Source organism: Streptomyces sp. NPDC056224, assembly GCF_042267665.1.
GTDB lineage: Bacteria > Actinomycetota > Actinomycetes > Streptomycetales > Streptomycetaceae > Streptomyces.
This window is the reverse complement of record NZ_JBHJTK010000006.1, coordinates 109,639-132,902: the sequence shown is the minus strand read 5'-3', so window position 1 is coordinate 132,902 and position 23,264 is coordinate 109,639. Positions and strand designations below refer to the sequence as shown.

The 23,264-nt window shown below is 72.1% G+C and carries 21 protein-coding genes; 8 read left to right on the top strand and 13 right to left on the bottom strand.

Annotation, left to right across the window (positions count from 1 at the left end):
- Positions 1-65: 65 nt before the first annotated feature.
- Positions 66-1,628, top strand: a complete 1,563-nt coding sequence (locus tag ACFCZ1_RS11150; RefSeq protein WP_376678098.1) for an AMP-binding protein — start codon at positions 66-68, stop codon at positions 1,626-1,628.
- A 127-nt stretch (positions 1,629-1,755) separates the two neighbouring features.
- Here the strand turns inward: ACFCZ1_RS11150 and ACFCZ1_RS11145 are convergent, their stop codons facing one another.
- Together ACFCZ1_RS11145 and ACFCZ1_RS11140 are read right to left on the bottom strand one after the other, a co-directional pair.
- Positions 1,756-3,021 (bottom strand): maleylpyruvate isomerase N-terminal domain-containing protein, encoded by a 1,266-nt coding sequence (locus tag ACFCZ1_RS11145; protein ID WP_376678097.1) that lies wholly within the window; start codon positions 3,019-3,021, stop codon positions 1,756-1,758.
- Positions 3,018-3,596: a sigma-70 family RNA polymerase sigma factor gene (locus tag ACFCZ1_RS11140; RefSeq protein ID WP_376678096.1), complete on the bottom strand. Its 579-nt coding sequence runs from the start codon at positions 3,594-3,596 to the stop codon at positions 3,018-3,020. The genes ACFCZ1_RS11145 and ACFCZ1_RS11140 overlap by 4 nt, the downstream gene beginning before the upstream one ends.
- A 299-nt stretch (positions 3,597-3,895) precedes the next feature.
- On the opposite strand from ACFCZ1_RS11140, the gene ACFCZ1_RS11135 reads away from it, so the two are divergent.
- A complete protein-coding gene (locus ACFCZ1_RS11135; RefSeq protein ID WP_376678095.1) occupies positions 3,896-4,414 on the top strand; it encodes an EF-hand domain-containing protein in 519 nt (172 codons plus the stop codon).
- An 89-nt stretch (positions 4,415-4,503) separates the two neighbouring features.
- On the opposite strand, the gene purU is transcribed toward ACFCZ1_RS11135, so the two are convergent.
- The gene (gene purU, locus ACFCZ1_RS11130) at positions 4,504-5,382 is read right to left on the bottom strand and encodes a formyltetrahydrofolate deformylase (protein WP_376678094.1); all 879 of its coding nucleotides are present in this window, start codon (positions 5,380-5,382) and stop codon (positions 4,504-4,506) included.
- A gap of 14 nt (positions 5,383-5,396) precedes the next feature.
- Complete coding sequence (locus tag ACFCZ1_RS11125; protein ID WP_376678250.1) at positions 5,397-5,843, bottom strand: hypothetical protein; 447 nt, start codon at positions 5,841-5,843, stop codon at positions 5,397-5,399.
- A gap of 208 nt (positions 5,844-6,051) precedes the next feature.
- Here ACFCZ1_RS11125 and ACFCZ1_RS11120 point away from each other — a divergent pair, with 208 nt between their 5' ends.
- On the top strand, positions 6,052-7,392 hold the full coding sequence (locus ACFCZ1_RS11120) for an ABC transporter substrate-binding protein (RefSeq protein ID WP_376678093.1): 1,341 nt from the start codon (positions 6,052-6,054) through the stop codon (positions 7,390-7,392).
- A 42-nt stretch (positions 7,393-7,434) separates the two neighbouring features.
- Here the strand turns inward: ACFCZ1_RS11120 and ACFCZ1_RS11115 are convergent, their stop codons facing one another.
- Together ACFCZ1_RS11115 and ACFCZ1_RS11110 are read right to left on the bottom strand one after the other, a co-directional pair.
- Positions 7,435-8,637 (bottom strand): hypothetical protein, encoded by a 1,203-nt coding sequence (locus tag ACFCZ1_RS11115; RefSeq protein WP_376678092.1) that lies wholly within the window; start codon positions 8,635-8,637, stop codon positions 7,435-7,437.
- Between the two features lie 357 nt (positions 8,638-8,994).
- Positions 8,995-10,377 carry a transcriptional regulator gene (locus ACFCZ1_RS11110; RefSeq protein ID WP_376678091.1) on the bottom strand — a complete coding sequence of 461 codons (1,383 nt, stop codon included), beginning with the start codon at positions 10,375-10,377 and terminating at the stop codon, positions 8,995-8,997.
- Between the two features lie 214 nt (positions 10,378-10,591).
- Between ACFCZ1_RS11110 and ACFCZ1_RS11105 the strand changes: the two genes are divergently transcribed.
- The 4 genes from ACFCZ1_RS11105 to ACFCZ1_RS11090 all read left to right on the top strand — a co-directional run bounded on the left by ACFCZ1_RS11105 (position 10,592) and on the right by ACFCZ1_RS11090 (position 14,957).
- Positions 10,592-11,278 carry a bifunctional DNA primase/polymerase gene (locus ACFCZ1_RS11105; RefSeq protein WP_376678090.1) on the top strand — a complete coding sequence of 229 codons (687 nt, stop codon included), beginning with the start codon at positions 10,592-10,594 and terminating at the stop codon, positions 11,276-11,278.
- A gap of 130 nt (positions 11,279-11,408) precedes the next feature.
- A complete protein-coding gene (locus ACFCZ1_RS11100; protein WP_376678089.1) occupies positions 11,409-12,254 on the top strand; it encodes an ABC transporter ATP-binding protein in 846 nt (281 codons plus the stop codon).
- Positions 12,251-13,900 carry a transporter gene (locus ACFCZ1_RS11095; protein ID WP_376678088.1) on the top strand — a complete coding sequence of 550 codons (1,650 nt, stop codon included), beginning with the start codon at positions 12,251-12,253 and terminating at the stop codon, positions 13,898-13,900. Before ACFCZ1_RS11100 ends, ACFCZ1_RS11095 begins: the two co-directional genes overlap by 4 nt.
- A gap of 142 nt (positions 13,901-14,042) precedes the next feature.
- Entirely contained in the window at positions 14,043-14,957 is a 915-nt protein-coding gene (locus ACFCZ1_RS11090) for a hypothetical protein (protein ID WP_376678087.1), read from the top strand.
- A gap of 16 nt (positions 14,958-14,973) precedes the next feature.
- Here the strand turns inward: ACFCZ1_RS11090 and ACFCZ1_RS11085 are convergent, their stop codons facing one another.
- Positions 14,974-15,861 (bottom strand): alpha/beta fold hydrolase, encoded by an 888-nt coding sequence (locus ACFCZ1_RS11085; protein WP_376678086.1) that lies wholly within the window; start codon positions 15,859-15,861, stop codon positions 14,974-14,976.
- A gap of 287 nt (positions 15,862-16,148) precedes the next feature.
- Positions 16,149-16,841: a metal-dependent transcriptional regulator gene (locus ACFCZ1_RS11080; protein WP_376678085.1), complete on the bottom strand. Its 693-nt coding sequence runs from the start codon at positions 16,839-16,841 to the stop codon at positions 16,149-16,151.
- A 211-nt stretch (positions 16,842-17,052) separates the two neighbouring features.
- On the opposite strand from ACFCZ1_RS11080, the gene ACFCZ1_RS11075 reads away from it, so the two are divergent.
- A complete protein-coding gene (locus ACFCZ1_RS11075; protein ID WP_376678084.1) occupies positions 17,053-17,808 on the top strand; it encodes an SIS domain-containing protein in 756 nt (251 codons plus the stop codon).
- A gap of 38 nt (positions 17,809-17,846) precedes the next feature.
- Here the strand turns inward: ACFCZ1_RS11075 and ACFCZ1_RS11070 are convergent, their stop codons facing one another.
- The 5 genes from ACFCZ1_RS11070 to ACFCZ1_RS11050 form a co-directional block, all read right to left on the bottom strand.
- On the bottom strand, positions 17,847-19,157 hold the full coding sequence (locus ACFCZ1_RS11070) for a PAS domain-containing protein (protein WP_376678083.1): 1,311 nt from the start codon (positions 19,155-19,157) through the stop codon (positions 17,847-17,849).
- 687 nt (positions 19,158-19,844) lie between these two features.
- Positions 19,845-20,261: a hypothetical protein gene (locus ACFCZ1_RS11065; protein ID WP_376678082.1), complete on the bottom strand. Its 417-nt coding sequence runs from the start codon at positions 20,259-20,261 to the stop codon at positions 19,845-19,847.
- A 635-nt stretch (positions 20,262-20,896) separates the two neighbouring features.
- Positions 20,897-21,469 (bottom strand): peptidase inhibitor family I36 protein, encoded by a 573-nt coding sequence (locus ACFCZ1_RS11060; protein WP_376678081.1) that lies wholly within the window; start codon positions 21,467-21,469, stop codon positions 20,897-20,899.
- A 405-nt stretch (positions 21,470-21,874) separates the two neighbouring features.
- Complete coding sequence (locus tag ACFCZ1_RS11055; RefSeq protein WP_376678080.1) at positions 21,875-22,123, bottom strand: hypothetical protein; 249 nt, start codon at positions 22,121-22,123, stop codon at positions 21,875-21,877.
- A gap of 73 nt (positions 22,124-22,196) precedes the next feature.
- A complete protein-coding gene (locus ACFCZ1_RS11050) occupies positions 22,197-22,841 on the bottom strand; it encodes a PH domain-containing protein (RefSeq protein ID WP_376678079.1) in 645 nt (214 codons plus the stop codon).
- Between the last annotated feature and the right edge of the window lie 423 nt (positions 22,842-23,264).

Below are 23,264 nucleotides of genomic sequence, written 5' to 3'. Positions count from 1 at the left end.
CCGCCTACGCTCTGCGCTTGATCTGACTAACCGTCAGCTACTGCTGGCCGAGGGGGAGGTCCGGGATGACGGACACCGCGACGGAACTGAGCCGCTGCGCGACCTTGTGGGAACTGGTCACCCGCAGGGCGGCCCTGACCCCGGACACCACCGTGCTCGTCGAAGCCGCCGAAACGCCCCGGGCAGACCCGTCGACGGACCGCCGGCTGACCTTCGCGGAGCTGCGCGACCGCTCCGAACGCGTCGCCGCGGGCCTGCACGGCATGGGCGTACGCCCCGGCACGGTCGTCGCCTGGCAGCTCCCCACCCGCATCGAGACCGTGCTGCTCTCGGTCGCCCTCGCCCGGATCGGCGCCGTCCAGTCCCCCGTCATCCCCTTCTACCGGGACCGGGAGGTCGGCTTCGCGCTGCGCGAGTCCGGGGCCGAGTTCTTCGCCGTCCCCGGCACCTGGCGCGGCTACGACCACACCGCGATGGCCGCCCGCCTCGGCGCGCGCGGCGTCTTCGAGGCGTACGGGACCCTCCCCGACGGCGACCCGGCCGTACTCCCCCCGCCGCCCGCCTCCGGCACCGACGTCCGGTGGATCTACTGGACCTCCGGCACCACCTCCGACCCCAAGGGCGTCCTGCACACCGACCGCTCACTGATCGCGGGCGGCTCCTGCCTCGCGCACGCCCTGCGCCTGAGCCCGGCCGACGTCGGCTCGATGGCCTTCCCCTTCGCGCACATAGCCGGGCCCGACTACACCGTGATGCTGCTGCTGTACGGCTTCCCGGCGGTCCTCTTCGAGAAGTTCGCGATGCCCGACGCGCTGGACGGCTACCGCCGCCACGGCGTCACGGTGGCCGGCGGGTCGACGGCCTTCTACTCCATGTTCCTGACGGAGCAGCGCAAGGACCCCGGCACCAGGCTCATCCCCACCCTCCGTCTCCTCGCGGGCGGCGGCGCCCCCAAGCCGCCGGAGATCTACCACGCGGTCGTACGCGAGATGGGCTGCCAGCTGACCCACGGCTACGGCATGACCGAGGTCCCGATGATCACCATGGGCGCCCCCGACGACACCCCGGAACACCTCGCCACCACCGAGGGCCGCCCGCCGGAGGGCATGTCCATCCGCATCACCTCCGCCGACGGCACACCGCTCCCCGCGAACACGGACGGGGAGGTGCGGCTCCGGGGCGAGGCCGTCTGCCAGGGCTACTTGAACCGGGACGGGGCGGACGGGGTCTTCGACCCCGACGGCTACCTGATCACGGGCGACCTCGGCCACCTGACCGAGGACGGGTACCTGGTCCTCACGGGGCGCAGCAAGGACGTCATCATCCGCAAGGGCGAGAACATCTCGGCGAAGGAGATCGAGGACCTGGTGCACCAGCTGCCGGGCGTGGCGGACGTGGCGGTCATCGGGCTCGCGGACGCGGCGCGCGGCGAGCGCGTCTGCGCGGTGGTCGAGCCGGTCCCGGGCGCGGCCCCGCCGCTCACCCTGGCCGCCCTGACCTCGTACCTCCGCGGTCAGGGCCTGTCCCCGCACAAGCTCCCGGAGCAGCTGGAGATCCTGGAGTCCCTCCCGCGCAACGAGGCCTTGCGCAAGGTCCTGAAGTACCGCCTCCGCGAACGCTATTCCTGACCGTCCCGGCCGGATCCGGCTCCCCCGGCCGCATCCGGCTCCCCCGGCAGGGAACGGCCCCGGCAGGGAACGTCCCCCGACAGGAACCGGCCCCGGCAGGAACCGGCGGGGGCCGGCCCGCCAGGGGCTACAGCCGGCTCAGCGACGCCGCCGCGAACAGGACGTCCCGGATCGCCTCGCGGTCGCCGTGCTGGCCCACCGCCGCCTCCTCCGGGGAGATGTGGCCCGCCGCCAGCTGGCAGAACTCGATCCCGTCCAGGGCGATCTGCGCCACCGTCCGCTCCGGCGACGGCTTCGCCGCGGGCGAGTCCAGCGCGATGTCCCAGCCGCCGCCACCCGCGCCCTCGATCTCCAGGTGCAGGGTCCGCCCGGGCGCGCCCGCCGCGACCAGGCCGCGCGCCGGGGCGGCCAGGCCGTCGCGCCGCCGCTTCGCCAGGGCCCGCGGCAGGAGCCGCGCCGCCAGGTCTATCATCCGGTGCAGGTGCGGCCCGGACGGCGGCCCGTACGGGTAGTCCACGGCCTCCGCGATGTCCGCCGCGTGCACCCAGCACTCGAAGGCCCGCTCCAGGAACGCGTCCCCGAGCGGCAGCGCGAAGCCCCCGTAGTCCACCGCCAGCTCGGCGACGCCACGGCCCGCGAAGGAGACCGTACGCACCAGCGTGTGCCCCTGCTCCCGCCACGGCTCGCGGACCTCCCGGGTGGCCGGGTGCCGCGACGCGTTCCAGAAGGCCTTCGTCCGCGCCGTCGCACCGCCGCCCTCCGGCGCCTCCCGCCCCAGCGGGTCGTCCAGCCCCAGCGCGGCGGCCACCAGCCCGTCCACCGTCAGCAGATGGCCGATCACCCCCGCCACCGTGGTCCGGTGCGTCATCCGCCGCTCGTCCTCGAACCACTTCAGCCGGACCGGGGTCTGCCACTCGGAATCCCCGAAGTCCCGCAGCAGCGCGTCGAGCCGCGCGGTCTCGGTGTCGTACGGGTTCGCCCACGCGGGCACCGGGATACGGGCCGGCCGCTTGCCCAGGCAGTCCTCCAGCACCCGCGAGCGCAGCATCGGCCCCAGGTCGAGGTTCTCCTCCGGGTGCAGCAGCCCCACCGCGTCGCGCAGCCGCAGCGCCTCCTCCGCGCACGGCGCGCACTCGGTCAGGTGGTCCTCCACCGCCTGCGTCTCCTCGGCGGAGCACGCGGCCAACGCCCACGCGCCGAGCAGGGACTTCAGCACGGCGTGGGTGGGCGGCGGCACCGGCGGCGCCGATGGCTCCGGGACCGGCCCCGGCCCCGGGACCGGCGGCGCGTGCCGCGGGTCCAGGTCGTCGGCGGCCCCGCGCGGACCCGGTATCCGTGCCTGGCCGCCGTGCCGCTCGTATCCGTCCTCGGGCAACTCGGCGGGGCCGTTCATCGGGGGGTTCCGTATTCGCGCGGGCCGTATCCGGGCTGGGCGGGATCCTCCGGCGGGAGGGTGTTGGCGGTCGACAGCAGCTGCAGCCCGAGCCGCAGCCGCCGCCGTGCCTCGTCCTCGCTGATCCGCAGGTCGGCGGCGGCCTGCCGGTAGTCGCGCCGCTTGAAGTAGGCGAGTTCGAGCGCGGCACGCAGCGGCGCGGGCATGGAGGTGACGATGTAGTCCGCGCGGGCGGCGGCGTTGGCGCTGCGCACCTTCTGTTCCAGCTCCTCGCGCGAGCCGCGGCCCAGTTCGGCCTGGCGCAGCCGGGCCACGGCCTGGCCCTGGGCGATCCGGGCGACCCAGGAGCGCATGGAGCCCTGCTTGGGGTCGTAGGCGTCCGGGTTCTGCCAGATGTAGCCGAAGACCTCGCGGGTGATCCGGTCCGCCGCCTTCTCGTCACCCAGCACGCGGTGGGCCAGGCTGTGCACGAGCGAGGCGAACCGGTCGTACAGCTCTCCGAGCGCGGCGGCCTCCCCGCGCGCGAGGCGTTGCTGCATGCGGCGGTCCCAGCGCGGTGGTACGTCCTTAGGCATGGTGCCCCCAGCCGTGTGTCGACGCATCGAATGTAGTGGGCACATGGCCGGGTGCGCCCGTTTTGCGGGAAGATCACTCCGGAAGTGAACCCTCCGTGTTAGGTGCGTGGCAGCGCGTGGACCGCGGTACGGACGGCGGCACATGCGCACATGCGTACGCGCCCCACCGCGCTCCCCGTGCGCGGGTTCGATGCGGCCACCTCCTTGACGACTTCGCTTAACGCGCAGGCCACGTAGGCCTTACGCTCCTGCCTGTCTTGATCTGAACCCATCGCACACGTGAAGGCGGAATGCCGAACATGGACAGCGCAGAATACGAGCGCAAGATCGCCGCCCGATTCGCCACCTTCGACCAGGACGGGTCCGGCTATATCGACCGGGAGGACTTCAGCGCGGCCGCGAAGGCCGTCCTGGCCGAATTCGGTACCACCGCCCGGTCGGACAAGGGCCAGGCCGTGTTCGCCGGCGCCGAGGCGTTCTGGCAGGGGATGGCCGGGATCGCGGATGTCGACGGGGACCAGCGGGTGTCCCGCGAGGAGTTCATCACCGGGGCGGCGAAGCGGCTGCGGGACAGCCCGGACCGGTTCGCGGAGATCGCCCGGCCGTTCCTGCGGGCCGTCATCGCGGTGGCCGACGGGGAGGGCGGCGGCGCGGCCCCCGCGGCCGCGGCGCGGGTCCTGCGGGTCCTGGGCACTCCGCCGGAGCTGGCCGCGCAGGTGGCGACGGCCCTGGACGCCGACGGCGACGGCCGCATCTCGGAGGACGAGATCCTGACGGCCTTCGCGGGCTACTGCGGGGTCGAGGCGCCGGACGCCTGACGGCGGGCTTCGCGGGGCCGGTGCGGGGGCCAGGGCGGGGCCGGTGCCGGGGGGGGTCCCCGGAACCGGCCGGGTCGGCCCGCCCGTGACTAGGCGAAGACCACCGTGCGGCTGCCGTTCAGCAGGACGCGGTGCTCGCTGTGCCACTTCACCGCGCGCGCCAGCGCCTGGCACTCCACGTCGCGCCCGATCGCCACCAGCTGGTCCGGAGTCACCTCGTGGCCCACCCGCTCGACCTCCTGCTCGATGATCGGCCCCTCGTCCAGGTCCGCCGTCACGTAGTGCGCGGTCGCGCCGATCAGCTTCACACCGCGCGCGTGCGCCTGGTGGTACGGCTTCGCGCCCTTGAAGCTCGGCAGGAACGAGTGGTGGATGTTGATGATCCGCCCGCTCAGCTCCTTGCACAGGGTGTCGGACAGCACCTGCATGTACCGCGCGAGCACGACCAGCTCGACGTTCTCGGCGCGCACGAGCTTCAGCAGCTCCGCCTCCGCCGCCGCCTTCGTGTCCTTCGTCACCGGGATGTGCACGAACGGGACGTCGTACGAGCCCACCAGCTCCGCGAAGTCGGTGTGGTTGGAGACCACGGCCGCGATCTCGACGGGCAGCGCCCCGATCCGCGTGCGGAACAGCAGGTCGTTGAGGCAGTGGCCGAACTTCGACACCATCAGCACGATCCGCATGCGCTCGTCGGAGCGGTGGATCTGCCAGTCCATCCTGAAGGATTCGCCGATCGCGGCGAAGCTCGCGCGCAGCTTCTCCACCGTCACCGCCGGCTCGGCCTCGAAGTGCACCCGCATGAAGAAGAGCCCGGTCTCCCGGTCTCCGAACTGCTGGCTGTCCACGATGTTGCAGCCGGTCATGAAGAGGTAACTCGAAACGGCGTGCACGATGCCCTGCTTGTCGGGGCAGGACACGGTAAGGACGTACTGGGGCTGCGGCTGTGCCTCGGGCTGCGGGTCGCTCATGACCGCATAGCCTTTCACACCGCGCGGGTGAGGATCCTCAGCACTTCCAGCGACGTGGGCCGGTCGTCCGGATCGTCCCCGTCCGCCACGGCCAGCCGTACGTGCGCCTCGCGCGCGGCGCGGACCGCCTCGGGCCAGGCGTGGTGCTCCAGGTAGACGGAAACGGGCGCGTCGGGCCCGACCTGGTGCAGGATGCGCAGGACCCGCAGCACGGCGAGGTCGACCAGGGCCGCCTCCTGCGAATCGCGGAAGATCGTGCCGACGTACTTCTCGGCCGACCAGCTGTCGAGCCAGGTGTCCTCGACGAGCCGGTACACGGCGTCGGTGACGTCCCCGTACCCTTCGGCGCCGGCCAGCCAGGTGTCCTCGTGGAAGGCGGGGTCGGAGAGCATGTGCAGCGCCGAGCGCACATTGCTGCGCCAGCGCCACCACGGCATGTCGTTCAAGGGCATGCCGCCCATGGTGGAGGAGCGGCCACCGCGTCGGGAAGGGTTCGTCGAACCTTGGGCGAATGTCACGCGTTCGATCGTACGTTCCCGCCCTCCGGGATCTTGAAGCGCGTGCGAACAAACGGAATACAAGATTCCCCCCGGTAATTCACCTGGACGTCACCCAACGTTGCGTCCCGCTCACTCTCGAGTTCCCTGCGGGCCGGAATGGTGCATGGACATGACCGATCGGCGACTTGCAGCGACCTTGTCCCGCACTCTTCTGGCCACCGCGACGGGTGTGTGCCTCGTCGCCGGGTGCGGGGTGCTCCCCGAAAACACGACGGCCTCCGGAAGCACCCTCACCGTCATGACGTTCGCACCCGAGGACACCAAGGCGACCAACATGCCCGGAATGCCCGGCATGGCCAAAGCGTACGAGCGCTGGGTCAACGCCAGGGGCGGCATCAACGGGCACAAGCTCCGCGTACTGACCTGCAACGAGAAGAACACTCCCACCGGCGCCGCCGACTGTGCCCGCAAGGCGGTCAAGGAGAAGGCCATCGCCGTCGTCGGCTCCTACAGCCAGCACGGACGCGCCTTCATGGCCCCGCTGGAGGCCGAGGGCATCCCCTTCATCGGTGGGTACGGGGTCACGTCCGAGGAGTTCCAGTCCACGCTCTCCTACCCCGTCAACGGCGGCCAGCCCGTGCTCCTCGCCGGCGCCGGCCACCAGCTGGCCCGCGCGTGCAGCCAGGTCGCCCTGGTCCGCCCCGACACCCTCGCGGGCGACTCGATGCCGGTCCTGCTCAACGCCGGGCTCAAGGCGAACAAGCTGGCCGACGCCTCCGACATCCAGGCCGCCGAGGACTCCGCCGACTTCTCCCCGGAGGCCCGCGAGGCCCTCTCCGACACCACCACCGCCGTCGCCGGCGCCACCAACGCCAAGGACACCAAGGACGCCAAGGACCCGAAGGACGCCAGGGACAAGGGCAGGGGCTGTGTGACGGCGGTGCTCGGCGAGCGCACCGAGACGTTCTTCGACGCCTTCCGGCGGGCCGCCGACACGCAGAACCGCAAGCCGCAGATCTCCTCGGTCCTGGGCAGCGTCAGCCAGTCCCTGGTGGACCGCACGGGCGGCAAGGAGAGCCCCTTCGAGGGTGCGTTCCTGACCAGTTGGTACCCGGTGGCGGGCGACCCGCTCTGGCAGCCGATGCGCACGGTGATCGCCGACTACGCGTTCGGCGACGACACCGTCGACCCCGACGACACCGGGGCGCAGACCACCTGGATCGCGTACACCGTGCTGAGCGAGGTCGTGAAGCGCTTCAAGGAGGACGAGGCCATCACCGCCCGCAAGGTCGGGCGCATGCTCAACCAGTCGCAGGCGATCAAGACCGGCGGCCTCACCCCGGACCTGAGCTGGCGCTACCAGGACATGCGCGCCGTCGCCGGCTTCCCCCGCATCGTCAACGGCCGGGTCACCTTCCAGATCGTCCAGTCCGGGCGGCTCATCGCCCAGGAGGGCGAGAGTTCGCTGGACATGACGACGACGCTGGAACAGGCCCCCCGGGCGGCCTGAGCCCCGGCGGGCCGTCGGCCCCCCTCCCCGGGGGGGCCGTTCTCAGAGCTGGGACTTGTCGCGCTTGGTGAGTCCGTACTTGGCCGCGATGTTGTTCCACAGCACCGCGGCCGATTCCTTGGCCCTCGTCGCCTCGCCGCTCGCCTTGTTGCCTGCGACGGCGTTCTCGGAGTTCTTGGCCTTGCCGTCCTTGCACTTGTCGTCGTCCACGTCGTCCGCCCAGGCCGCGTAGCTCTTGTCGGCGGCCGCGGACGACTGCCAGGCCTTGGTGAGGGCGGCGGTCAGCCTCGCGTTCTCCGGGAGCTGGTCCACCTTCAGCTCCTGGAGACGGGTGACGAGTTCCTCGCGCTGGCGGGCGGCGTCGCGCAGGTCACCAGCCGCCTGGCCGAGGTTCTTGCAGCCCTTGATGTCGTCCACGGCCTTGATCACCGAGGCCCGGCTGTCATTGCTGTCCGCGAGGAGCTTGTCCAGCTGGACGGCCTGCGGGCGGCCCGGGTCCACGGGGGCCTCGCCGGCGGGCGCCGCCGTGCCGCCGCTCGCGCTGGGCGCGACGGGCACCGCTCCCGGGTCGTTGTTCTGCGGCTTGCCGTCGCCGAGCAGCGAGCCGACGCCGAGTCCGACGACGGCCAGGCCGATGACCACCGCCGCGATGATCGCGGGAGAGACCTTGCGGGCCGGCTCCGGCGGCGGGGGCGGCGCGTACTGCGGCTGCTGCTGGAGCTGCTGCGGGGCGCCGGGGGCCTGCCCGCGCGGCGGGTAGGGGCGCGGCGGCGGCTGGCGCAGCACCGGCTCCTGGATCGGCGGCAGGTGCTGGGTGTGCCCGGCGGAGTCGTCGCCGCGGAACAACCCGTCGAACGGCCCGGACGGCTCCGGCCCGCCTGCGGCGGGAACCGGCGGGATGTACTGCGTCGCCGCCTCGTCGTGTGCCGGGGCGGCCGGCACCGGCGGGATGTACTGCGTCGCCGCTTCCCCGTGCGCCGGGGCGGCCGGCACGGGCGGGATGTACTGCGTCGCCGCCTCGTCGTGCCCCGGAGCGGCCGGCACCGGCGGGATGTACTGGGTGGCCGCCTCGGGCAGCGGCGGGTAGCCGTAGCCGTGCGGAGCCCCCGGCCCCTCGTACCCGGGCCCCACCACGTGCCCGGGCGCAGCCTGCTGCTGCCCGGGGTACTCCGGGTAGCCGGACGCCGGGTCCGGACCCCACGGGGTACCCGGCTGGGGGGTGTTCCCCTGTCCGCTCTCCGTCACCGGGACTCCTTCTCCGACTCGTCCGAACCTACGGAACCGTCGGCTCACGCTACCGTCCCCGTGGTTGATGGCCAATGTCGGCCGGATCACCGGGGACCGGGGCGGACCCTGCCGCCGTTCCCCGACGGGGTGCCCGCTTCCCGTGCCGGGCTCCCCTCCGGGAGGCGCGGGCGGGGCCGGCCGCGACGACGGAGGGCGTCTGCGCGAGCGCGACGGCCGCCGAGCGCCGGGGCGGGTTCCACAAGCGGCGCCGGGCGCCCGGAGGGCGCGGCCCGCGGCGTCCGCTGCCGTACACCGCGTCCGAGGCCGTGCGCCGGCCCACCGGGATGCCGGGGGTCGGGGATTGCGGAACGGCCCTCAGGCGACCCGCGCGTCCAGCCGCGCCCCGAACTCCCGCACCGCCGCCTCCTCCCGGTACGGCGCCAGCCGCGTCCTGAAGTCGTCCAGGTACTCCGCGCCCCGGTTCGAGCGGAGCCCCTCCAGCAGGTCCGCCGCCGCCGTGGCCGTCTGGCAGGCCTGCTCCACCTCCCGCTGCTGCACCTGCGCCGCCGCCAGCAGCAGCAGCCCGATGGCCCGGCGGCGCGCCTTGCCCTCCGGGAGACCTCGCAGGGCCTCCTCCGCCCGCCGGCCCGCCGCCTCCGCCTGGCCCAGGTCCCGGTGGCAGTGGGCCAGCTCGTCCGCGAGGTACGCCTGGTCGAAGTGGCGGATCCACACCGGGTCGTCGCCCGACTCCGGCTCCGCCCGCTCCAGCGCGCCGACGGCCCGCGACGACAGCACGGCGGTCGCCCGGGTGTCCCCGAGCAGCGCGTGCCCGCGCGCCTCGGCGGCGTAGAACATGGCCTCCGCCCTCGGGGTGACCTGCCCCCGCGTCCCCTCCTGGGCGGCCCGCGCCAGCTGCGCGATCTCCCTCGGGTTGCCGAGCTCCGCCGCGAGGTGGCTCATCGACGCCGCGAGCACGTACCCGCCGTACGCCCGGTCACCGGCCGCCTGGGCCAGCCGCAGGGCCTGGATGTAGTAGCGCTGGGCCAGGCCCGGCTGGCCCGTGTCCACCGCCATGTAGCCCGCGAGTTCCGTCAGCCGGGCCGCGGCCGCGAACAGCGCGCGGCCGACGGGCTCCCGGTACGAGCCGCTGATCAGTCCGGACACCACGGAGTTGAGGTAGTGCACGACCACGGGCCGGACGTGCCCGCTGCCGAAGCGGTGGTCGAGTTCGGTGAGGGCGTCCGTGGTGGCCCGTACGGCCTCGACGTCGGACATGCCGACCCGCGAACCCACGCTGCGGGCGACCTGCGTGTCCGCGCCGGAGATCAGCCAGTCGCGGCTCGGCTCGACGAGCGCGGAGGCGGCCACGCTGGAGCCCTCCAGGAAGTCGCGCCGGCCCACGTCACTGCGCCACAGCTCGCAGACCTGCTCGATGGCACCGACGACGGTCGGGGAGAACTGCAGGCCGACGCCCGATGCCAGGTTCCTGCCGTTGGCCATGCCGATCTCGTCGATGGTGACGGCCCGGCCGAGTTTGCGCCCGATCGCCTCGGCGATGATCCCGGGGGCCCGGCCGCGCGGCTGCTGCCCGCGCAGCCAGCGGGCCACGGAGGTCTTGTCGTAACGGAGGTCGAGACCGTGTTCCGAGCCGCACATGTTGACGCGCCGGGCGAGCCCGGCGTTGGAGCACCCGGCTTCCTGGATGAGCGCCTGCAGCCGTTCGTTCGGCTGGCGCGCGACGAGAGGCCTGGCTGCCATGAAAACCCCCTGAGGCCGCGGGCGATCGTTGGAATGATCACTTCCCGCCTGATGTGCGGAGAATCTTCCGCTCTGGGTCTTGTCGCTACCCAGCGGCCGCGCCCCGTCCTCCCACGCGCCCCCGCCCGTGCATCAGTGCGCCCCGTATGCAGGATCGATGCTCCGCCCACCGGCCGGTTTACGCCCGTAACCCCGGGTGACCCGGGCAGTTGTGATGGGCGTGGAAAAGACCATCGGAGTCACGGAGACCGCACCCATCCCCAAGCAGCGCGGCGAGCAGCTGCTGGACCATGCCGTGCGGTACGCGGAAGAACGGCACTGGGACGTCTTCGCCGGCACCTGGCTGGAGGCGGGTGACGGGCGGGAGGTGTGCTCCTGCGGGGCGGAGGACTGCGTGGCACCCGGCGCCCACCCGGCGGTCAAGGACTGGGCGGCGCTGGCGACCGGCAGCGCGGTGCAGGTCCGGCGGGTCTGGGCGAAGCACCCGGAGGCCTCGATCCTCATGCCGACGGGCCGGACGTTCGACGCGCTGGACGTGCCGGACACCGCCGGATTCCTGGCGCTGGCGCGGCTGGAGCGGATGCAGCGCACGATCGGCCCGGTCGCCCTCACGCCCGACCACCGGATGCTGTTCTTCGTCCTGCCCGGCGCCGGGGCCAAGATGACGGACCTCGTGCGCGAGCTGGGCTGGACCCCGTCGGCGATCGACCTCGCCGCCCGGGGCGAGGGCGAGTACGTGGCCGCCCCGCCCACCCGCTTCGGCGGCCGGGGTTCGGTCCAGTGGGCGCGGCGGCCCACCCCGGCGAACCGGTGGCTGCCGGACACCGAGGAGCTGATCGACGCGCTGGCGTACGCGTGCGGGAGCGAGGCGGCGGCCGAGCGCAAGCGGCGGCAGGGCTGACCCGCCGGCCTCGTGAGCAGGGACATTTTTGACCGGAAACTCATGACATAAGTAACTGCTCAGACCTCTTCCCCTCCTCCTATGGTGAGGAAAGTACGACCAACGGGGACGTGTGACGAGAGGCAGGCGCATGCCGGACCAGGGTGATGCGACGGGCGGGACGGGCGAAACGGGTGGCGTGCGATCCGCGCCGTCCGCCGTGCGGGTGGAAGGTCTGTGGAAGCGCTTCGGCGAGCAGGTGGCCGTCGCCGGGATCGACTTGGAACTGCCCGCGGGCAAGTTCATCGGGCTGGTCGGTCCGAACGGCGCGGGCAAGACGACGACGCTGTCGATGGTGACCGGGCTGCTGCGCCCGGACATGGGGCGGGTACTGGTCGCCGGGCACGACGTGTGGGCGGACCCGGTCGAGGTGAAGGCGCGGATCGGCGTGCTGCCGGAGGGGCTGCGGCTCTTCGAGCGGCTGTCGGGGCGTGAACTGCTCGGCTACATGGGCCGCTTGCGCGGGCTGTCGGGCGAGGAGACCGACAAGCGGGCGACGCAGCTGCTGGACGTCCTGGACCTCGCGGGCTCGCAGCACAAGCTGGTCGTGGACTACTCGACGGGCATGCGCAAGAAGATCGGCCTGGCGGCGGCGCTGCTGCACAACCCCGAAGTGCTGTTCCTGGACGAGCCGTTCGAGGGCGTGGACCCCGTGTCGGCGCAGACCATCCGCGGGGTGCTGGAACGTTACACCGCGTCGGGCGCCACGGTCGTCTTCTCCTCCCACGTGATGGAGCTCGTCGAGTCGCTGTGCGACTGGGTGGCCGTCATGGCCGCCGGGCGGATCCGCGCCGCGGGCCCGCTGGCCGACGTACGGGGCGCCGCGCCCTCCCTGCAGGCCGCTTTCCTCGAACTGGTCGGCGCACACGGGCGCGACGCGGCCGGGGACTCGCTGGACTGGCTGGGCGGCGGCTCCGGTACGGCGGCGGCCCGATGACCGCAACCGGCACTATCGCCACGCCCTCCACACCCGCCGCTCCGGCCACAGCGGTCGGGTCCGTCCCGGTGACCGCCGTCTTCGTCCGGTTGAAGCTGTCGCTGCTGCGCAACGGGCTCAAGGGCTCCTCCAAGCGCAAGGCCGCCTGGATCGGCTCCCTGCTCCTCGCGCTCGTCGTCGGCTTCTTCGTCACCCTCGGCCTGGCCATGCTGCGCGGCGACGCCCACGCGGGCACGGTCGTCGTCCTGCTGGCCGCGGTCCTGGCGCTCGCCTGGACCGTCATGCCGCTGTTCTTCCCCGGCGGGGACGAGACGCTCGACCCGAGCCGGCTGGTGATGCTGCCGCTGCGCCCGCGTCCCCTCGTGGGGGCCCTCCTGGCCTCGTCGCTGGTCGGCATCGGGCCGCTGTTCACGGTGTGCCTGGCGGTCGGCTCGGTGCTGGCCGTCGCGCGGGGCGGCGCCGGGGTGGCGGCCGCGGTGCTGGCCGTACCGCTGCTGCTGCTGGGCTGCGTGGCCCTCGCCCGCGCGGTGGCCACGGCCAACGTGCGGCTGCTGACCAGCCGCAAGGGGCGCGACCTGGCGCTGCTGAGCGGTCTGCTGATCGCGGTGGGCGCGCAGCTGGCCAACTTCGCCAGCCAGCGCCTGCTCCAGTCGGGTGGCCTGGCCCAGCTGGAGCCCGCCGAGTCGGTGCTGCGGTGGCTGCCGCCGGCGACGGCCGTCGGCATGGTGGACTCGGCGAGCAAGGGCGCGTACGGGGTCGCCGCGGCCCAGCTGGCGCTCACCGTCGGCGCGCTGGCCCTGCTGCTGTGGTTCTGGGAGCGCAGCCTGACCAAGCTCATGGTCACGCCGGACGGCTCGACGATCGCGGCCGCGGGGCCGGAGAAGGACCGCGGCGCGGGCGGCTTCTGGTCGCTGCTGCCGACGGGCCGCACGGGCGCGGCCATGCAGCGGACCCTGCGCTACGCGGTCCGCGACCCGAAGACGAAGTCGGCCTTCGTGACCGCGCTGGCGATCGGCCTGATCGTCCCGGTCTTCAACGCGCTGCAGGGCACGGGGTCCGTCTACCTGGCCTGCTTCGGCGCGGGGATGCTCGGCGTCCAGATGTACAACCAGTTCGGGCAGGACACCTCGGCGTTCTGGATGGTCGCTCAGACGATCTCCACCCGGCGCGACGCGTACGTGGAGCTGCGTGCCCGCGCCGCCGCGCTGGGCCTGGTCACCGTCCCGTACACGGTCTTCGTCACTGCGGTCACGGCCGGCCTGGTCGGCGACTGGTCCGCCTTCCCCGCCGCCCTGGGCCTGGCCCTGGCGCTGCTGGGCGCGATGCTCTGCACGGGGGCGATCTGCTCGGGCCGCTTCCCGTACTCCATCCCGTCGGACGGCGCCTTCAAGAACGCCGCCCCGGGGCAGGGCGGCCTGGCCTGGATGAGCGTCTTCGGCGGAATGCTGGCGTCGGCGCTGCTCTGCGCCCCGGTGATCGCCCTGACGATCTGGCTCAACGTGGCGGACCACCGGGACGTCTCCTGGCTGCTGCTCCCGCTCGGCGCGGCCTGGGGCGCCGTGGCGGCCTGGGCGGGGCTGCGGCTGTCGGCGCCGGTGGTGGCACGGAGGCTGCCGGAGATCCTGGCGGCGGTGAGCAGGGGCTGACGGAGCGGCGGACTACGGGCAGCGGGCCACGGGCAGCGGGCAGCGGGCAGGGCCGGGGCAGCCCGCTGACACCGGCTCCGCCCGCCGGTAACGTGGCGCTCTTCGGGCGGTGTCGGCCCCCGGAGTCATGAAGGTCGTTGCCGTGACTGCTGGCGAACTGCCCGTCGTGTGGAGCCTGTCCCCCGCGGATGTCCGGGCGGGGTGGCGTGCACTGTGGTGGAGCGCGGGGGCTGACGGCGAGCTCGCCGTGATGCTGGTCCAGGAGCGTTATCTGAGCCGCGGGAAGTATCCGAGGGGCTGGCCGGGCTGGCGTGTTCAGCAGCCGTTCGACGCCGAGCTGGTCGTCGTCTCGGGACGGGGAGAGCGGCGCACCCCCGTCCCCGGCATCGGCATCCGGCCCGGCCACCTGGCCCTCCTCCCGGAGTCCCGCTTCCTCCTCGTGTCGGGCCGGACCTGCCGCGAGGGGGACGCCTGGTGGAAGAACGCCGTCGTGTACTGCGCCGAGGGGCGGCCGGAGAGCGCCTTCTGCATCGGTGACGACATCCCGGCCCTGGTCACCGACCGCCGAGGGGGCATCTGGACCGCCTACGGCGATGAGGGCATCTACGGGGACCACCCGCAGACCGCCGCCGGTCTGGCGGGCTGGAGCATCGACGGCGCCGCCACGTGGGCTCCGCGGGGGCGGCTTCCCTCATGGCCCCTGGAAGGCTGCACGGCCGCCACGGAAGGCGACGTGGTCTGGCTGGTCTGGTACAGCCACGAGGGCACCTTCCTGAGCCGGATCACGCCCGGCACCGGCGACGTCACCAGCTACCGCAGCCCCGTCAGGCGCCCGGACGGGTTCGCCGTGCGCGGCAGCCGTGCGGTCCTCACCAGCCGCGAGCACGACGAGCCCGTCGTTACGGTGACCCGCATCGAGCTGGTCGACGACGGGTGCGTGGTCACCGCCGAGGAACGGGTGAGCGTCCCCGGCCGGGTGGTCCTGCGGTGCGGCCAGGGACGTGACGGCACGCTGTGGCTGCGCGCCGGTGACAGCTGGGTGCGCATCGAGGCCTGAGCAGCCGTCACACGACTCAGATCTGGGCTGCCTTGATGCCGTCCAGGAAGGGTTCCAGGGCCGCGCGCCAGGCCGCCGGATGGTCGTAGTGGAGGTAGTGGCCCGCGTCCGGGATCTCCGCGTACTGGCCGGCCGGGAGGACGCGGACCATTTCCTGGGCTTCGGCCCGGCCCAGTTCGCCGTCCAGGCCGCGGACCACCAGGGCGGGGCAGCGGACTTGGGCCAGTTCCTCCCAGTGGGCGTCGTGGACCCAGGTCTCGCGCGCCGTCAGCATCTGGCGGCGGGAGAAGAGGGGGCGCCAGCCGTCCGCGGCCTCGTGCATGACCTCCGCGAAGAAGGCGCCGCGGCCCGGGTCGGGGCGCTCCACCCGGGGGTCGTCCTCGCCGAACCAGCGGCGGGCCGCGTCCTGCGTGGGGAAGGGCAGGGGCCAGCGGCGGAACCAGTCCTCCCACTCCTGCTGCGAGGCTTCACCGAGGGCCGAGGCGCGCATGTCGCAGATGACCAGGGCTTCGACCAGGTCCGGGCGGCGGGCGGCGAGCTGCCAGGCGGTGAGGGCGCCCATGGAGTGGCCGATCAGGGTCACGGGGGCGAGGCCGAGCTGCTCGATGACGGCTTCGGCGTCGGCCACGAAGGCTTCCCGCGTGTACGGGCCGTCCGGCGGGCGGTCGCTCTGGCCGTGGCCGCGCTGGTCGAGGGCGATGACGCGGCGGTGCTCGCCGAGCCAGCGCGCGGTGCCGGCCCAGTGGAGGGCGCGGCCCATGAGCCCGTGGAGTAACAGCACCGCCGGGCGGGAGTCGTCCTCACGCGACCGCGGTCCGGCCGCCGGCTCCGACACCGGTTCGCGGAACTCCCAGGCGACCAGGCCTACGCCGTCGGACCCTGTCACATCGATGCGCTGTACCACCGCAGATGCACCCCCTTCGCTCTCGGCCAGACTATCGAACCCGTATTCGAAAACGGGCTTCCCGCCGACAACACCGCTCTTTCGAGTGACCTTGCTCAAGGATTGGCGGCCACGACCGATGGAGATCCTTTCAACAGGGAGGCGGGCCGCTTGGGGAAGACGGTCCGAAGGGGACGACCTTGAGAGCTCGGGGCTCCAGGTCACAAGGGGAGGACCGGTCCCGGCGCCGCGAGGCGCCGGGACCGCCCACACCGGGCCCGACCCGTACGGGCGGGATCCCTACGGCGTCAACGCTTCGCCACGAACACGTGAGAGGCGACATCCGCCCCCAGCTCGGCGGCTTCGCCGCCACTGCCCACCAGCACTCCGCCCGGGGACGTGGTCACGCTGACCACCGAGCCGGGCTGCACGCCCGCCCGCCGCAGCGTGTACATCAGCTGGGCGTCCGTCTGGATGGGCTCACCGATCCGGCGCACGACCACGGTCTTGCCGTCCGCGCCCGGGTCCAGCTCGGCCAGGCTGATCATGCCGTCCGCCAGGAACGGGTCGGCCTCGGCCTTCTCGCCCAGCTCCTCCAGACCCGGGATCGGATTCCCGTACGGCGACTCGGTCGGGTGGCGCAGCAGCTCCAGCACGCGCCGCTCCACCGCTTCGCTCATCACGTGCTCCCAGCGGCAGGCCTCGGCGTGCACCTGCTCCCACTCCAGGCCGATGACGTCGACGAGGAGGCACTCGGCGAGCCGGTGCTTGCGCATGACGCGCGTCGCCAGCCGCCGGCCCTCCTCCGTCAGCTCCAGGTGCCGGTCGCTGGCGACGGCCACCAGCCCGTCCCGCTCCATCCGCGCCACCGTCTGGCTCACCGTCGGTCCGCTCTGGTCGAGCCGCTCGGCGATACGGGCGCGCATGGGGACCACACCTTCCTCTTCCAGCTCAAGGATGGTGCGGAGATACATCTCCGTGGTGTCGATCAGTCCGGACATTCGTGCCCCTCGGATTGCGTGCGCTGGCCCTGCCCCCAATTCTGACGCATCGGGCCGACAACCGTCCCGCGCCGAGCGTCAAGCCATCTCCCGGACATCCCCGCGCCGCCTTTCGTTCCGGGATTGACGTTCGTATTGACACGCCCTTGGTCCAGACCGCACGGTGAGCGGCGGACACGGACGCATCCCACCCCCGGAAGGCCATCGGCGTATGAGCGAGAGCAAGCTGGCCGGTCAGTTCTTCGACGCCGCCATCGGCCTGCTGGAGCGGGTCCGCGACGAGGAGGGCGCCCGGATCGCCGAGGCCGGCTCCCTGGTCGCCGACGCCGTCGCCGCCGGGAACCGGCTCTTCGCCTTCGGCGCCGGGCACTCCTCGCTCCCCGCCCAGGACGTCGTCTACCGGGCCGGCGGGCTGGCCCTGATGAACTTCCTCGCCGTACCGGGCACGGCCGGCATCGACGTCATGCCCGCGACGCTGGGCAGCGCCCTGGAACGGGTCGACGGCCTCGCCGGCGCCGTCCTGGACAGCAGCCCCGCCTCCGACGGCGACGTCCTCGTGATCATCTCCCTCTCCGGGCGCAACGCCCTGCCGGTCGAGATGGCCATGAACGCCCGCGCCATCGGCCTCAAGGTGATCGGCGTGACCTCGGTGGCGTACGCGACCGGTACCAGGTCCCGGCACGTCTCGGGCACCTTCCTCAAGGACCACTGCGACGTCGTCCTCGACAGCAAGATCGCGGTCGGCGACGCCGAACTGACCCTCGACGGCATCGACGCGCCCTTCGCTCCCGCCTCCACCGTCGTGACCAGCGCGATCATGCAGGCGGTCATGGCGGCGGCCGCCGGCGAGCTCGCCGCCCGCGGCGTGGAGCCGCCGCTGCTGCGCTCGGGCAACGTCGACGGCGGCCACGAGTGGAACGGCCGCGTGATGCAGGAGTACGGCGACCGGATCTTCTTCCGCCACTGAGGGCTCCCGTACCGCCCCCGGGGACCACGGAACGGCCCTCATGGGGTGTTCCGGGCCGCCAGGTCCAGATCGGCCGCGATCCGGGCCGCGACCTCCTCCGCGTACTCCGCGTCCGCGCGCTCGAAGGCGGCCCGCGACGGCCCGCGCAGGAAGGTCAGCGCGCCCAGGGTCCGCCCCCGGCTGCGCAGCACCGTGCACAGCGCGTGCGCGGCGCCCTCCGGCCACTGACGGATCCGCGCCCATCCCGGGTCCGCCTCCCCGCGCGGGGCGCTGGTGCGCACCGAGCCGATCCGGTCCAGCGCCTGCAGCGCCGGATGCGCGGCCTCGTACCGCACGGGGATCGACCCGGGCCCCGGCAGCGCGGGCGGCGCGACCGCGGACCGTACGAGCCTGCGCCGTTCGGGGCCCGCCGACGGGTCCAGTACGTCGAGCAGCCCGTGCTCGGCGAAGCCCGCGAGGGCGAAGTCCAGGCGCACGGCCGCGGCCTCGGCCGGATCCTCGCACTCGGCGGCGGCCCGCCCCGCGCGGTGCAGCTGGTGGGACCGGAAGCGCAGCTGCGCGGTGTCCAGCTGTTCCTGCCGGGCCTCGGTGACGTCCTGGAACAGCCAGCCGACCCCGAGCGGCACCGGCTCCTCCGCCAGTGGCGAGGCCAGCCTCAGGAAGCCGCACCGCAGGCACCGCCGGCGCACCCCCTCCGGGGTGCGCACCGACACCCACAGCTCCACCGGCGCGGGCGGTGCGCCCTCGGCGAGCACGTGCTGGAGGGCGCCCTCCAGCTCCTCCACGCCCTGGGCGAGCAGTTCCCCGAGCGGGCGGCCGAGCAGCGCGGTGCGCCCGGCGCCGAGGGCACGCGCGGCGTGCGCGTTGACCACGGCGGGCCGCAGGTCGACGTCCACGAGGACGACGCCCCACGCGGCGTCCTCCAGCAGCGCCTCGCTCAGCGCGATGGACCGTTCCAGGTCGATCTGGGCGTGCACCTCGCTGAAGGCGCAGTACACCCCGGCGGGGCTCCCGTCCGCGCCCGGCACCCCGGCCGACTGGGTGCGTACCAGGACGCGCCCGCCGCCCTTGGTCAGCAGCGCGAACTCGTGCACCTGCCGACCCGGCACGTCCTGGGCGGCCATGAGTCTGTCCTGCACGTCCTGCGCGTCGGCGGCGCGCACCGCCCATCCCTCGAAGCCCTTGCGCCCCACGGCCTCGGCGGCGGACCAGCCCAGGATCCGCTCGGCCTCGCGGTTCCAGTGGGTGATCACGCCGTCGGAGTCGAACGCGCACAGGGCGGCGTCCATCCCGTCCAGCAGCGCTGCGAGCAGATCGTCGTCGGTCTCGTTACGTCCGAAGGCACTCACCTGGCACCCCCCGCAGGTGTTCGCGTGTGCGGCACGTCAGATCATTGAACTGGAACGTGACGCAGCCCACACCCTGTTCCTCCGAATGTCCCGGAATGATCCGGTTCGGCGGGTGACCCGGGGCCGTGGCCGGCGGGGTCAGCCTCCCGAGAATTCCGTGTACGTTCTGCGTGTTACAGCAGGTTGTGTCATGATTACGGAGCGCCCTTGTGGTCGATGGGTGGCAGCTGTTCTGGACGGACAGGGGCAGCGGGTTCGCGGATCCTTCGATGGTCGGTGCTGCTGATCTGGCAGAACGTGAGCGGCGATTGGGGATTCGGCAGCGGCAGCGGCAGCGGCAGCCGATCCTGGTGTCTCCCGAGGGCCGTGTTGACGCTCGGCTGAGTGAGTTCTTCCGCCGTCCGCCGTTCGTGGGGAAGGCGCCGGGTACGCAGGAGTCGTTCGCCTGGTTCATCGTCCGCCGCCCCTCCGGCCGCATAGCTGCGGCGAGCACAGCCCGGCAGCGCAGTCCGGGCCTTCCCTCAACGTCAGAACTAGGCCCTTGCCGGGCCTCGCGAGCCGCACACAACCTTGTGGACCATCGGAGCAGCGTTAGCACCTGTGCCTGATCCGGATATGACACGCATGCGGCCGAGCGCCTGAGTTGGCGGGTTAAGGCGTGATCGGCGAAGTGCGGTGGGCTGAGGGTTATTGGCGAGCGTCAAGGCGGTGCTGCAAAGAACCATCCGGGCCGAAGACGTCCATCAGATAGCCGTGTTTGAGCGACAGCTTCTCTTCGTGCTCCAGATATCTGGTAATCGATTCCTTGAGGTCATCGAACGGCTTAGCGTCTTCGTCTGGGTTGTGCGTCCACACGGTCAGCAGGGGAACCCCGTCCGGACCGGAGCTCTGCTGGATGCCGTACACGTCTTTCGTTCCGCCGGAGCGACGGTAGCGGTCAGCGAGCTGAACTGCGGCATCCGGGGCCACGGTGGTAGTGGCCGTGGGGCTGGGGGGGCCAGAGGGACGGCGGTCTGGGCTCGGAGTGCTGTCGACGGTACATCCGGACAGCAGGATGGTGCATCCGAGGCAGGTCAGGGCCACCACGCGGGCGAAACGGTTCATCGTGCCATTCTCACCAGCTTGTGAAGAGACGACCAGCTATCGACGTCAGTCTTTCAGACCTTCCGCGTCAGCGTGATCTGCGCGGCCACCTCACCGTCGCTGCCGAAGCCGACCGGACACCGCAGACACACGAGGTACCCAGGGAACACTGAAACCGGGTCCACCGGCACCTTACTGCTGCACTCAACTCGTCGAATCGGAGGCTGAGTCTGCTGGAGGTGCCGGTTCAGGCGCTTTGGTGAGGGGCGGAGGGGCGGAGCTTCTTCTTCTGGGTGATGCGGTGGGTCATGAGGGCGATAGCTGCCCAGGTGATGAGGGCTTCGCTGTGCTGGTACCAGCCAGGAACCCCAAGCCGCGCACACAGGCCGGGACACGACAAAGCCCCTGCCGCAAGCTGGCGGCAGGGGCGAAGCACAAGGGGGTCACCGCGTGGGGTGGCCCCAGCGCCGGTAGTCATCACACGTCTCGACCGCCGCACCGGCAGGACGGTCCGTAATCCGCTCAGCGCCCTCACCGCAGCTCTTCCACGGCTGGAACCAGAACAGGAGTGCGCCGGTCACAACGGCGGTCCCAATCAACACCCAGACAACGGTACGACCCGACATGCCAGGCACCTTTCTCAAAGCCGCGATCGGCTACATGGTCAGCGCGTCAGCGCGGTCGTCCCAGCTCCCGGTGCCCCAGCCCGGATAGTCCTGCTGCCGCAGATCACCGTAGGCGCACCCGAGACAGACGATGAAGGTCGGGTCGACCATGTTGTCCCGGTAGTCGATGAGCGTCATGCCACCGATTTCATCGTTGTTCGCCACCGATGTTGTTTGGTCGCGGAACCCGTACTGCCCGAGCGTTTTCGTGCCGTCCATGTCCCACTGGAGCTTACGCCCGGTGTAGTCCAGGTCCGCGTACACGCACGTGAATCCCCACGAACAGCCAGGCGACGCAGCCGCCACGGAAGCCGACAGAGCGACGGCCGAAGCGGCCGGGACCGTCTCCATCTTGCCCTGCGGGTTCATCTTCATGTCGCCGCGTCCCGCCGGAGGCGCCTTGACCGTCTCGGGGTGCCCCGCCTTGAACTTGGCCAGGTCTGCTTCCGCCTGGGCGTCGGTGTCAAAGCAGCGCACGGTCAGATCGGCGTACTCCGTGCACACCGTCGCGGTACCCCAGCCCTTGGCCAGGTCGATGGGCTTGCCATTGTGCAACGCGACCACAGGTCCCTTACGGGCCTTTGCGTCACGGGCCCGGTCCGCTGAGTCGGCTGCCCCGCGGTTCTCCGCGACTGGGGACGGGGCCACCGCCACGGAAGGCGCAGCCATGCCCAGAGTGAGGGCCGCCCCGATGGTCAGCGCTGCCGCAATTCTTCCGATGTTCACATTTCCCCCGGATTGTTGAAATCGCGGCTGACGCTACGTGGCATCAACTCCCACGCCCACAGGGTTTTCGGACACTTCTACCTGTCCAGACCCGGCCTGGACAGGGCAACGGATGGTCCCCAAGGCCGGTAGAGGACCGGCTTCAGCTCCAGCCTCGCCCACGGGAAGGTCGAGAGGCCATGATCCCCCCGCCAAGGCTGCCGCCTGCAGGGGCACCCTGGCGGGGATCACGGCTTCACCTGCCTACGAGCCGATGACGTCGCGGATGCGGTCGAGCTTTTGCTCCGGGGTCAGCGCTTCGTTCCGGCCGGCCGGCAGACCATCCAGAACGGCACGGGCGTCGTGCTTCTCGGGGTGCAGAACGACGTCGACGACCTGGGCCCGGGGGCCACCGTCCTTCTCGTAGATCCAAACCGTCTGCCCCTGCCGGGGGACGGTCACAAGGCTGTACGTGCGGCGCCCGGACCGTGCCGAGGCCTGAGCACCGCGCATGCCGTGCTCAGGTACCTACCAGCTTCCAGTGGGTTACTTGTTCCCGGGGCTGTCTGGGGGATTCCAGAACCGACTAGACAGACATGGCCATCCAGGCAACACGTACAGACAGGACACGGAAGGCGAAGAGGAACACCAGGAACACGATCAGGCCGAGGAGGACCAGCCCGGAGAACCAGGCCATCCCGCTGAACGCGCGCGCCTCCCGCCGGTCACGCCGCTGGATCCGCCGCTCCGCCTCCGCGCTCGGCTCCCAGCCCTCGCCGCGCAGCTCGGCCCAGGCGGCCCGGATGACCTCGATCTCCCGGTCGACGGCCACGTGGATGTCGTCCACGTACATCAGCTGGACGCGCTTGCCGTCGGCGCCGTAGGCGTACGCGATGACCTTCGGCGCGTTCGCGGCCATGGGGGCGCCGGGATTGGGCACGGCGCGGATGTCCTGGATGTCCTCCCAGGCCAGGCGGCGGGTGCGGGCCATGGTCCGCACCCGGATGCCCTTGAGGTCCACGGAGGTGGCGCAGCGCCGGGCGGCGATCAGCACCCATCCGAAGAAGGCCAGCAGCAAGCCGGTGACCAGCAGCTTCACCCAGCCGGGAATGGTCTCGTCGCCCCATACGGGCGTCAGGGCCGCGAAGAACCCGACCCCCATGACCCCGAGCACGACGGCCGTCCGGCCCGGCTTGATCCGGTAGTCGCGCGGCAGCGCTTCTGCGCCCATGTGCCCACCCCCCTGGGTCAAGGGCGGCCAGTGTAGGCCCGAACTCCCTTGAGAGACAGGCAAGTTGCAGGCTTTTCGGGCGGGCGCCGCGGCACGCGCCCCTGCTCTCCAGGCGCGTGACCAGGCATTTCCACGTTTCCCGGCGGAATCTCCGGCTCGTACGGCGGGGCAATGGACGGGCGGACGGAATTCACCCGGGAAATTCGATTGAGCCGACGGCAGGGGCCTGCTTACAGTGGTCGCACACTGAAAGGAGGTGATCCCGGAAATGTACGAATTCCGGACGCGTGAGGTGACTGCGGGCTAAGCGCCCGTCGTCGCACGCACCCAGTGCGGTGCCCGGCGGGAACGCCTGGCGCCAATCCACAGCAGTCACCCGACCCGCGGGCTCGCCGGTACGTCCGGCCGGCCTCTCCCACTGCG